The 11,055-nt window shown below is 42.9% G+C and carries 8 protein-coding genes; 1 reads left to right on the top strand and 7 read right to left on the bottom strand.

Going from position 1 to position 11,055, the window contains the following annotated elements:
* Positions 1-188: 188 nt before the first annotated feature.
* The 7 genes from HU824_RS08655 to HU824_RS08625 all read right to left on the bottom strand — a co-directional run bounded on the left by HU824_RS08655 (position 189) and on the right by HU824_RS08625 (position 8,875).
* Positions 189-2,813, bottom strand: coding sequence for a UvrD-helicase domain-containing protein (locus tag HU824_RS08655; protein ID WP_104404209.1), 2,625 nt, complete (start codon positions 2,811-2,813; stop codon positions 189-191).
* Between the two features lie 98 nt (positions 2,814-2,911).
* Entirely contained in the window at positions 2,912-3,583 is a 672-nt protein-coding gene (locus tag HU824_RS08650; RefSeq protein ID WP_008646048.1) for a hypothetical protein, read from the bottom strand.
* A gap of 346 nt (positions 3,584-3,929) precedes the next feature.
* A complete protein-coding gene (gene mobV / locus HU824_RS08645) occupies positions 3,930-5,225 on the bottom strand; it encodes a MobV family relaxase (protein WP_104404210.1) in 1,296 nt (431 codons plus the stop codon).
* A gap of 199 nt (positions 5,226-5,424) precedes the next feature.
* Positions 5,425-5,823: a hypothetical protein gene (locus tag HU824_RS08640; RefSeq protein ID WP_024988509.1), complete on the bottom strand. Its 399-nt coding sequence runs from the start codon at positions 5,821-5,823 to the stop codon at positions 5,425-5,427.
* Between the two features lie 33 nt (positions 5,824-5,856).
* A complete protein-coding gene (locus HU824_RS08635) occupies positions 5,857-7,044 on the bottom strand; it encodes a primase-helicase family protein (protein ID WP_104404212.1) in 1,188 nt (395 codons plus the stop codon).
* 246 nt (positions 7,045-7,290) lie between these two features.
* Positions 7,291-7,656, bottom strand: coding sequence for a hypothetical protein (locus HU824_RS08630; protein ID WP_024988510.1), 366 nt, complete (start codon positions 7,654-7,656; stop codon positions 7,291-7,293).
* 10 nt (positions 7,657-7,666) lie between these two features.
* On the bottom strand, positions 7,667-8,875 hold the full coding sequence (locus HU824_RS08625) for a site-specific integrase (protein WP_104404213.1): 1,209 nt from the start codon (positions 8,873-8,875) through the stop codon (positions 7,667-7,669).
* 731 nt (positions 8,876-9,606) lie between these two features.
* Here HU824_RS08625 and HU824_RS08620 point away from each other — a divergent pair.
* Positions 9,607-11,055: tetratricopeptide repeat protein (locus HU824_RS08620; RefSeq protein ID WP_176468614.1), on the top strand; the 1,449-nt coding region annotated here is incomplete at its 3' end.

Here is an 11,055-nt window from a genome sequence, read left to right as displayed (position 1 = left end):
GTATTTTTCCCGAAAATACAGCTATAAGATAGGAATAATTTAGGAATAAGCAACTTGCGCACTTTTTGCCACAAGTGAGGTAATGACTTGGCAACGGTCATAAATTCTGCGATGTGCAGTACATTGCTGTCAAACAACTCTATGCAAAGGTAACATATATTTTCGACAAACGAAATGCAATCAGTATTTTATTGCCGTTTCCCTTCCAATTTTCCTAATCGCATTACTATCGAGGTTTGACTTCTGCCCATTTTCTCGGCTATGTATTTTATACTTTTCCCTTCATGATAAAGGGTAAGCAGAAAATTATCCGCACTGCGTGTCCACTTTTTGTTGGCGTTTGGATGCTTGGCATAACTTTCTTCCGTGACTTTTTCCGGATGCAAGAATTCGTCCACGAAAACGGAAGGAAAGCGTCTGTCATACAGTATATAGGTCTTTACTTTAGCTCTGGTAATGGCTACATAAAACAGCCTGCGTTCTTCTCCGTATGGATATTGGTCGCTTTTTGTCAAGACATAATTAAGCACAGGGTCATCGCTTACAAGTGAGGGAAACCCGTATGTGTCCTTGTTGCATTGAAGAATTATCACATAGTCTGCTTCAAGTCCTTTGGATTTATGAACGGTCAGAAACTCTATTTTCCTGTCTCCGATGATATAGAAAAAGCGATTACCCTCTTTCACGAATTTATACATGAACGACAGGTAATAATCGTCAAAGGAATATCTCCCTAACAAAAAGACTGATTTGTCTAATGGAATTGACGCGACCAATTGTCCGATAACATTGCAATAATCTCGTCTTTCATAATCGCAAAACTGTAATTCTGTTTTAACTTGTGGGTTAAAAGGATGGATGTTCTTTTTAATTTGGGCTTCGTTGCGTTGGATAAATTGCGAGGACAGGCTGACTAAAGGCTCTCCAAACCGATATGTTGTTTCAATCTTATTGATTTCTGTCTGGCCAAAGTAATCTGAAAACTGATTGAAAAGTGCCATGTCGCTCCCCGAAAAACGATAGATGGACTGCCAGTCATCGCCCACACAATACAACTTGGCGGGTGGATTTCCCTCTCGCAATACTTTTAAGAAGTTGTAACGGTCAACTGATATGTCTTGAAACTCATCCACAATGATATAATCATACTTCACAGGATGGGAGGAACGACAAATGTCGGTAGCTTGCAGAATTGCATCCGTAAAATCTATTTGGTTGATGTTCGCCAATTCTTCAATATACCGTTTATAAACGGGCTGAAAGATGTTTTTGATAATGAACGTACTGCGTTCGTCCCCTGCGTTTTTAGTTTGCCTTAATACTTCATCTACAGATTTGCAACTTGACTTTATCAATGTCACGAAAGTCACGACAAGGCGGATAAAAGCCTTCTCATGCTTGCTGTTCGGGGGAAGAACCATATCGTATAATTCTGCATCTGTTTTCTCTTGGATGGAAACATCAGCCTTTTCCAATAAGGTTTTCAACTTCTCCCGAATATCGGAATAATGAAAGTCTGCACTTGAAGTTGTCAACAGCTTAGTGCCGAATTTCTCATGTGCCGCTTTTTTCCATGTTATGCCATCGTTGTACTTTTGGTTTGCTTCTTCATAGGTAATGCCTCTGTCTTTGGCAAACCATATAGGAACAAGCCCATGCTCGTCCACTCCAAAATGCTCTAAATATATTCGCTTTGTTTCTCCACCTTGTTCAAAATAAATGGAAAAATCCGGTTTGTATTGAGAGTGCATCTCGTCTACCAATGGATGCTCGTATGGCTCTTCATATCTGAATTTTACGCTAAGGGAAGATAGCGCAAAGCATATTTTCTGCTCTTGTTCACTCCGTACATAAACAGTTTTTCCGTCCATATCGGGAAACGTTGCTTTCAAACGCACCTCTTTTTGCTCTGAAAGTTGTTGCCTACGCTCATTCTTCCGCTTTTCCCACTCCTTTTCGGGCGTTTGATAATCAATGAAGTATTCTATTACGCTTTTCTTGAATTTCTTGTCGTTCAATAATTCATGGTAGATTTTCACGAAGAGCGCGTCCGTATTTTCATATATTGATGGCTTTTGTCCTGTTGTCTGTCCGATAATGTCAAGGGCAAGTTTGTGAAAAGTGTACCCTCGCAAACCAGCAATACCCATTCTTTCTGTTAATTCAGCGGCAGCCTTGTTTGTGTAGCTGATAAGGAGAATATTTTGAGGGTTGATTTTCTTTATTTCAGTCAAATACTTTACTTTCCCTACGATGGATGAAGTCTTTCCACTCCCTGCACTACTGACTACTAAACAATTTTCTTCTTCTGAAACGATTGAGCGTCTTTGTTGCTTGTCTAACGGATATTTTAGGCAATGGTCGAAAAACTCTTTATGCGTGTCAAGTAGAAATGTAATGATTCCCTCATTATGTTGTTTTACAAGTCTATTGATAGCCCCAAAGTCACTGATAAATTTGGATATGGTTTCAGATGGAGTGATATTAAAGGCTTCAAGTTTCTTAACAAGTGAATATGCTTCTTGAAAATGCGGCTTATAATGATTGACAAAATCTTTTTCTTGCGTTGCAGATATTATCTTCCCTGAAAAAGTGCTATTAAGGTCGGACGGAATATCAATAAATGCTCCGTTGTTTAATGCCGACAATCTTTCTCTTGCTTGCTCATAATTGGATTTATTGCTATAAGAAGATATGTGGTTTAACTTTTCAGAAAGTTCCTTGGACTTATTTTTTAGGCGTGTTCTTGTTATAGCTATATAACAAATTGAAATAGTTATAATACAAATTACCCCAATAAACAATGCCTGCATACTAAAAGAAAGATTTGCCGTTGATAAAGTTTACATTGTATAAAAGGTTAACGTGCCATGAAGGCACGCTAACTTTCTATTCTATTAAAAGACGGGAGTTACAGTAAAAAGCTATCCTCCCTAAAATAATCTATTATATCTTCATCAGAAGTTGCTTCATCTACAGCTTTCAAGATTTTTGCAAAGTTCTCAAACTTATCAACTTCATAACCGCCACAAGTTGTAAACTCTTTATCGCAAAAGAAAATCATTTCTCCCGGAATGGTCATTGAGCCTGCGCCATTAAGACTCCTAAATCTATGACTTACCGCCCAACCTGTAAATTCACCTTTGTGATATTTTGCAACATTTTCTTTTAGAGAAACAAGTTGTTCTGAAAGTTTCTTGGTATATTTATCCAAATCAGATTTGGCTTCTTCTTTCTCTTTTTTTGCCCGCGCATATTCTCCACGAGAGTATTGAGAAGAATATCCATTAGGAGCAAAAATATCCATAGAAGATTCTGCGGATTCGACTTTCATTTTACATCTGTTTATTTTAGACATCAAATCTTTGATGTCCTCACTAATTTTCATAATAGGTTCAATAGTAGTTACATCAATGAACATACTATCAACTTTTGTTGATATTGGTTCATAAGAATCTGGGTGATAGAGATAGTCTTTAAGCGTCTCTTTAACCAACTTCTCAGCTTTTTCCTCGTTAGAGAGTGTGCAAGAAGTCATAACTAATGCAACTGCACAGGATAGTAAGGTAATAACATTCTTCATAATGTTCACTATTTTAATGATAATTATTGACACTTATCCAAAACACGAAGCGTGGCACTGCGATGCTACGTCTTAGTTCGGAGGTCCTGAGAAAACCCTGTGTACAGATGTAGTAATAGCAGCCCACGCTATAGCGTGAGAACCACTATGCTACCCTTGTACACAATTCAGAAATTTCTCAGGTTTCCGTTCTACAAGATAAGCATAACGCTTCTTCTTTTTCTATGTCTCGGAAAGGGCTTCCCCAATCCAATTGCAAAAGTAGCTAAAATCCTTGATAAATTCCTTTCATTGAATGATTTTCTTTACTTTTTGAGACTGTTTGAACGGGATTTATGCGCGTGCATTAAATTTTCATCCCATTACTTTGCTTTTGGGTAGTAATCCCCAAACCGTTTCTCCATTCATGCGCCTTCTGCCGGAACCATTGCACAAGCGGAATATCATTCACGCATATTCGGAAATGTCCAGTTCTGCTTTTATCTTCTTCAAACGAGAAAGCCGCACCTTCTGCATGGAATTTACGGTTAAATTCGGGTGAATAAAAATCACCCTTTAACTTCACCTTCTTCAACTTGCACAATTCTTGGATTATCTGTTCGGAGAAGTGCAACGTATTACGACAGAAGTCTATCAGGGGCAACAATTTATCCACATGAGGAAAGTATCGTTTTACCTTGTCTATATACTCACCGAACTTGCTGCATTGGGTTTGGTGTTCACATTCCATCTGCTTGATATATTGCTCTAATCTTGCATTTTGATTTTCAAGTTCTGCTATGCGCTGCTGAAACCCTTCCCTTTCCGCTTTCAACTTTCCACCACCCAAAAGAGAACCGACCTTTGCCACGAGTGCGGCTTTCGCCTCGGTCTTAGCGGCTTCCAGTTTTTCCGACTTGATTCCTTGCTTCACCTCGTCAAGTTTCTGTTCCGCCTGTTGTCTTTCCGTTTGCAACTGCTGCACATTGGCTTCAAGTTCTCCCGTCTGCCGCTTCAAATCACGGTAGTATTGGGCGGTGGTGGTATGCCGTGCCTCCGAGCCACGGATACCACGCTGCAAGCCGTATTTCGCCATTGCTTCGGCGTAGTTGTCGTGATAGGCTGACAGCTTTTCACGTGTCAGCACGTCATCGGCGCACAGGCGAATGGCATCCGTTTTCTTGCGGTAGGTGCGCTTGCCCTCTGCCTGTTGCTTCTTTTTCGCTTTCCTGCGCTCGCCCGTTACAATCGGTACAACCGTTGCGTGGATGTGCGGCGTATGCTCGTCCATGTGCAGGACTGCCGAAACGGTGTTCTCCCGTCCGAAAGTGCGGTGCAGCCATTGCAGGTTGTCGGCACACCATTCGTTCAGTCTGCCCTCGTCCTGCACTTTCATCATGTCCTCATGCGTGCCTGAAAGCACGATGCGGATTGCCCTCACTTGGTCGGGCGTTATCTTCCTCTTGATGCCTGCCGTGCGGATGCGGTGATTGATTGCTCCGGTGCGGTCTGTCACGCCATCGGGGAAGTCCACCAGCTCACGGTTGAGGCAGGTGCGTGTAGAGTCGGCGTTCTTGGGGACGGTCTTGCGTTCGATGTGGTCGGACGCGCCCGTGTCCGCCGAGCCTTTCGCCTTGTTGAATTGGATGCTTATGTATCCCATTTTTGTCTTTTGTTTTTATAGGTTCTACAAACTTGTTTGTTCATGCCCGTCCGTTGCGGTCGTGCCGCATGAAAACGGGGGTGTCCAGAGGGGGTAACCCCGTTGGCTCATTGGGGCGTTTTTAGCATTAGCGCAGCGGTGCGTGAAGAAAACGCCCTAATGAGCTATGGCTTTTCCGTTCTTAAAATCCGCTGCGCAATCAGTGGTCGCCGGATGCTTTTTCTTCTTTCGCCAGCTTGGGTGGTACGTCATGCCGCCCTGTCGGTTTGTCGTCATGGTTTCGTGCCGTCACGTTGACATGCCTGCTTGTTGACATGATGGCATATCGGTATACGTAATACCCACTTGGAATGCCCTGCCGTTTCCCCACAGACTTGTTGACGGGTGTAAAAGCGTTGAAGTGTTGAATATGGCACATAACATATTGATATATTGTTTTATATGCACTCAACTTAGTTTCAACAAACGCATAATGCCCAACAAACGGCAACGAAAAGAAGGAGTGAGGACAGAATTGGATGCTGCCGCGCTCCCTCTTCATCGTCCGTTGGGCGTTGTTGGTATTCTGTTGAGTCTGTATATTACTATATATCAACATTCTATTATATCTATTCAACAATTCAACAGAATATCACAGGCTTTCCAGCAGTTCCTTGGTCACGGTGTAATATCTGCCCACTCCCTTGCGTGGTTGGTAGCGTCCCTCGCCGCCATACATGTAGGTGGTATAGGTAAGCCCGTTGGGTGCAGGGGACAGTTTCCAGCACTCCTGCACCACTTTACGCACCTGCGGCTTCTCTGCCTTGACCTGCGAACACAGCAGCAGGGGGATAATGTCATGCAGGCAGAATGACACCGTTTCCACTTCCATCTTCGCCATGATGTCAAGCAGCAAGTCCGCCATTTCTATTTCGAGGCGGTTGCGGTTGCTGCGGATTATCTTCCGCAAGGCTTCCGTATCAATCAGCTTCGGGGCAAACCACATACGGCTTTCTTTTTTCGTTGATAATTCCCGATGGATAAGGAAGTACAGGAAAGCGGGGATTTCATCCTTCAGCTTTTGCAGGAAATCGGTGTCATCACACTGCAATCGTCCTATCTTGCGTACCCAATAGCGTGTCTCGCCTGCATCTATGATGACGGGCAGATGCTCGTTGTTGGAACACAACACAAACTTGGCGAAGAAACCGATTTCGTTACGGTCTTTGCCTTTCGCCTCCACCTTGTAGGAAAGTGTGGTGCTGAGGTTCTTCAACCGTTCGCTGTCCTCCCTGCGGTTGAGCAGCACCTCGTCCACCATGATGAGCAGCTTGCCTGCCCAATCGGAATTGAACTGGCTGCGGAAGTCCTCATTGGTGTTGAACGTCACGTTGTCTTGGAAGATGGCTTTCAGGAAATTGAGGAACGTGCTTTTGCCCGTGTTCCGTTCTTCGGACACCAACAGCAGGATAGGCAGCTTCTGGACAGGTTGCAGGTAAAGCAGTTGCAGATAGTCCATGCCCAACTCGTATTGCTCTCCGAAGATATGCTCCACTAACGAGCGGATGCAGGGGAAACTGCCCTCCTGCGGTCGGTGTCCTATCGGCTCATAGAGATTGAGGAACTTTCCGACAACGGGCTTGTAGCCCACATGGTCGGGGACGGTACAGAAACCGTCATACTTCGGCACGGTAGCCATGCGGTCTTTGCCGTAGTCCTGCCGCAAGGTCTCGGAGTTCCATGCGATGCGTTTCTTCACACAGCCCCCGTCAATCAGCGGCTGGTCAACAATCTTGTAGAGGGTTGTCCCCACACGGATGAATTCGTCTTGTTCTGCCATAGGCTTTGCTTGGTTTTGTGTCGCCGACAGCAGTGTCGGCAACGGGTTAAACAATCGGGTGCAAAGTTATGATGCAACGCATAAAACTCTGATACGCAAAACGAAGCGGAACGGCGCAATCGTAACAAACTGACAAGAAAATGCAGAAAAGCACATAAGAAAAGGTGCGGCAAAACAAAAAGAAAGCCCGAAGAAGCATTCCTTTCTCGCTTCTTCGGGCTGTTTACGTAGGTACGTACCCACGCTCTAACACTCGCACATCGGTCTGTCAATTGACACCCACAGGACTTGTTTTTCTTTTCGCCCGTACAGCCTTTCCAGCAGGGTATCGCGCACCATTGCCGCACATGGGGTATTGATGCGGAATGCAATTGCCACGACCATAGGCAGGGCGTACACTTCCATGCCGTAGCCGTCGGGCAAACGGATATACCGTTCTGCCTCATGTCGTTTCAGCACTCCACTCTTATATACGGCTCGGATGGCGGCACGGAGTGTTGGGGCGATTGTACCCAACAATGAGGACAGCTCTGCCTCTGTCATCCATACATTTGTAGAAGTGGGTATAGTCACTCTACCGTACTCATTCATCGTAATAATGCCCCGTTCCATAATCAAGCGGTTATATGTCGAAACGTCCGCTTATTTTGTTCTCAAAGGCGGAAATGTCGCTGTTTAGTTTCGTGTTCGTTACCTTGGCATAAATTTGCGTGGTCTTGATGTCCGTATGTCCGAGTATCTTGCTCACGCTTTCTATCGGCATACCGTAGTTCAATGCCATGACAGCGAAGCTGTGCCGGCTGAGGTGAAAGGAAACCGGCTTCTCGATACCGCACTTCTTCGCTATGTTCTTTATGCGTTTGTTTACCATGTCAAGTGAGCCTATGTTAAATAGCCTCTTGTCTTTTCGGAACGGCTCGTAACGCTTGATTATCTGCATCGGAATGTCCATCAGCTTGACTTGGAACGGGACACCTGTCTTTTGCCGTTTCGACACAATCCACTGCGCACCGTTCATTTCCACGATATTGTCAGTCGTGAGGTTCTTGATGTCTATGAACGATATGCCCGTCCAGCATCCGAACAGGAACAAGTCCCTTGCCAGCGCGAAGTTTGGATTTTCCAGTTTGATTGCGCCCAATGCCTGAAGTTCCTCCTCCGTCAGAAAGCCGCGCTCCTTATGGTCGGGGTCAACGTGGTACATTGCAAACGGGTTTCTTGGTATCTTTCCGTTGTAGTGAGCCGTGGTGACGATATGTTTCAATGGTATGGAGTATATCCACACGGAAGATTGCGCAAGCCCTGCCTCGTTGCGCAGGTACAGGCAATAGTCGCGGATGAAGTCCTCCGTAAGTTCGTTCATCGTTATGTCGGCACGTTTATATTGCTTTCTGATAAACTCGGCTACATACTTGCGGACAGTCAGGTATTTCAGATATGTGCGCTTGGAGCGGTCTTTACCCACACGTTTGGCAAAAGCCGCGTTCTCCTTGTCAAAGGCACGTAACAAGGTCTCATATTCTGTGCCTATGCCCTGATAAGCGTTACGTACCATTTCAGCGGTCACACAGGCTTCACGGTCGGAAAGACGCTGATAGTGCTTCACTATTTGCGCTTTGATGTTGTCCAACGCGAAGTTTACCGCCTGTGCCTCCTTGCTCTTGCCTTTGGCACGGTTTCCCTTTGCGTCCCAAAGTGCTTTTGGGATGGTCTGCTTGCAACTGAACTGTGCGATAGTCCCGTTGATGGTCACACGTCCCATGATGGGGACAACTCCGTTCTTCTCTTTGCTTGCGTTCACGTAGAACACGGTCTTGAATGTACTCCTCATAATCCTTACTTTTTGTTTGGTGCAAAATTAGTTTATGGGAGTTGTAAGGGCAGAATGTAAACCTACGCAGAACGCAGAAATATAGACCGTTAGTATTAAAAGTGCATCCGATATCGGGTAATGATTTGGAAGTGCATCTGTTTCCATATTCTTCCCAAAGCCTGTCTTCCCCATCTGTGCCACCTTGTGCCAACCTATGCCCAAACCTACTGACAGTCAGTTGAAATGCTCAATTCTTCTCAAATCTTCATTTTATCCTATTCTTTTTCTAAAAAAACATTTGATATTAGTTCATTTATAGATGTAATTTGTAAGCATTTCACCCCTTACCTGTTTTCTTCCTTTACCCCTGCCCAGAATAGCCTCTCGCAAGGGTAGCTGACCGACACTGGGGAACGAGGGGTTCGACACCGAGGAACCCCCTCTTCGGCACCGAGGAACCCAGCCTTTCCCGGTGCCGGAAAAAGCGAGATGGTATGTTGCATAAAGATATGTAAAAGAAAATCATCAGTTACACGATTCTTTTAAGAAAAGAGTCAGTCCGGCATTGCCGGACTGACTCTACCTTATATTTGCAACGGGAATATGGAGTTCTGTTCTATCGGATTTTCAATCCGATTGTGTTAGGTATAAGTTTCTTCAAACACCTGTGATTGCAACACTTTTACTTGGCTATAATTGAAAGATATTTTATATTTGCAACAAAATCTATTTTTTAATATTAATATGCTATGAAAATCGCTTATTTTATAACAACTACGATAATATCTATCACCTTTTTGTTCTTCACTGCTTGTTCTTCCAAAGAACAATCTTCCACATCACTACCGGAACTGATACAGGCAGAAACCATTATGTACCAACACCCAGACAGCGCATTGCATATACTACAGAATATGGAAATGCCGGATGCTACGCAGAAGTTGGAACACGCCACTTGGGCGTTGCTGATGACGCAAGCTAAATATAAGATGTATATAAAGCAAAACGATTCATTAGCCAACATTGCATATAAGTACTTTATGGAACAAGAGGAAGCACAACGGAAAGCATTGGTGCTATACTTGAAAGGAGAAATCTTTTATGATAACAAAAATATAGAAGAGGCACAAAATTTTCTTCTAAAAGCAACAACGTATGCAGAGAAAACTGACGACTATCAACTGTGCCATTTAATCTATGCAGAATTAGGTTGTATATATGCCCGTCGCTCATATAAAGAATACGCCCTTGAAGCATTCAATAAAGCATATCAATATGCGATTCAATCCAAAAATCTTAAATATATCATTTCCTCACAAATTTATTTAGGCAGAACTTACACAATATTGGAAAAAATAAATCTTGCTATTGAATCTTACCAAGCAGCCATTAATATAGCCAAAGAAAACCATAATATAAAAAATGTCATAGCAGCTTCTAATGAACTTGCAGGAGTTTATCTAAAAATCAAAGATTATAAGAAAGCCCTATATCATGCTAAACAAGCCATAAACAATAATAGCATAGTTTTTTTTAAAGGACAAACAAATTTAATAATAGGAGAAATTTATAATCAAATGGGACAAATAGATTCCGCATATTATTTTTTTAATCAAGCCACGTTATTTAAGACAAATACCTTTACTGTGAATGAAGTTTATCATGCCTTATATAATTTGAGTAAAAAAGAGCACAAATATAAAGATGCTATATTTTATAATGATAAATATCTGATTGGATTAGACTCCATTTATAATTCACATAGAAAACAAGAATTAGCCGAAATGCAAGAGAAATACAACCAACAAAAAATCATCAACGAAAAGAACCAACTGAAAATAGAAAAAGATAAAGATACACGCAACGCACTTGTTACACTGTTGCTACTGATTTTCTTGATAGCTGTCCTTATCTATATTTACCAACGTAAACTGATGAGGAAAGAACACATCATACAAAAGAAAGAGGAAGATATACGACGAAGCATGATACAGATAAGCGAAAACGAAATTGCCATCAAGCACAACCAAGCGAGGATGCAGGAACTCAATGCACAAATAAAAGACAACAAAGGCGTGCAAGAGCAACTGGACGAACTCAACAGAATATATGCAGAAATGCAACAACAGAATGAAGCATTAGCCTATGAAAACCAAACATTACAAAAAAACATAGAGCAATACTCTTCCACACTCAAT

Origin of the sequence: Bacteroides sp. L10-4 (assembly GCF_013373675.1) — a bacterium.
Lineage (GTDB): Bacteria > Bacteroidota > Bacteroidia > Bacteroidales > Bacteroidaceae > Bacteroides > Bacteroides muris.
The sequence above is the reverse complement of the archived record's forward strand: the minus strand, read 5'-3'. Positions and strand labels throughout refer to the sequence as shown.

What these genes read in the sequence shown, in the direction of transcription:
- HU824_RS08655 (WP_104404209.1), bottom strand. Translation starts at nt 2,813, where the DNA reads ATGCAGGCATTGTTTATTGGGGTAATTTGTATTATAACTATTTCAATT.
- HU824_RS08650 (WP_008646048.1), bottom strand. Translation starts at nt 3,583, where the DNA reads ATGAAGAATGTTATTACCTTACTATCCTGTGCAGTTGCATTAGTTATG.
- mobV (WP_104404210.1), bottom strand. Translation starts at nt 5,225, where the DNA reads ATGGGATACATAAGCATCCAATTCAACAAGGCGAAAGGCTCGGCGGAC.
- HU824_RS08640 (WP_024988509.1), bottom strand. Translation starts at nt 5,823, where the DNA reads ATGTTGATATATAGTAATATACAGACTCAACAGAATACCAACAACGCC.
- HU824_RS08635 (WP_104404212.1), bottom strand. Translation starts at nt 7,044, where the DNA reads ATGGCAGAACAAGACGAATTCATCCGTGTGGGGACAACCCTCTACAAG.
- HU824_RS08630 (WP_024988510.1), bottom strand. Translation starts at nt 7,656, where the DNA reads ATGGAACGGGGCATTATTACGATGAATGAGTACGGTAGAGTGACTATA.
- HU824_RS08625 (WP_104404213.1), bottom strand. Translation starts at nt 8,875, where the DNA reads ATGAGGAGTACATTCAAGACCGTGTTCTACGTGAACGCAAGCAAAGAG.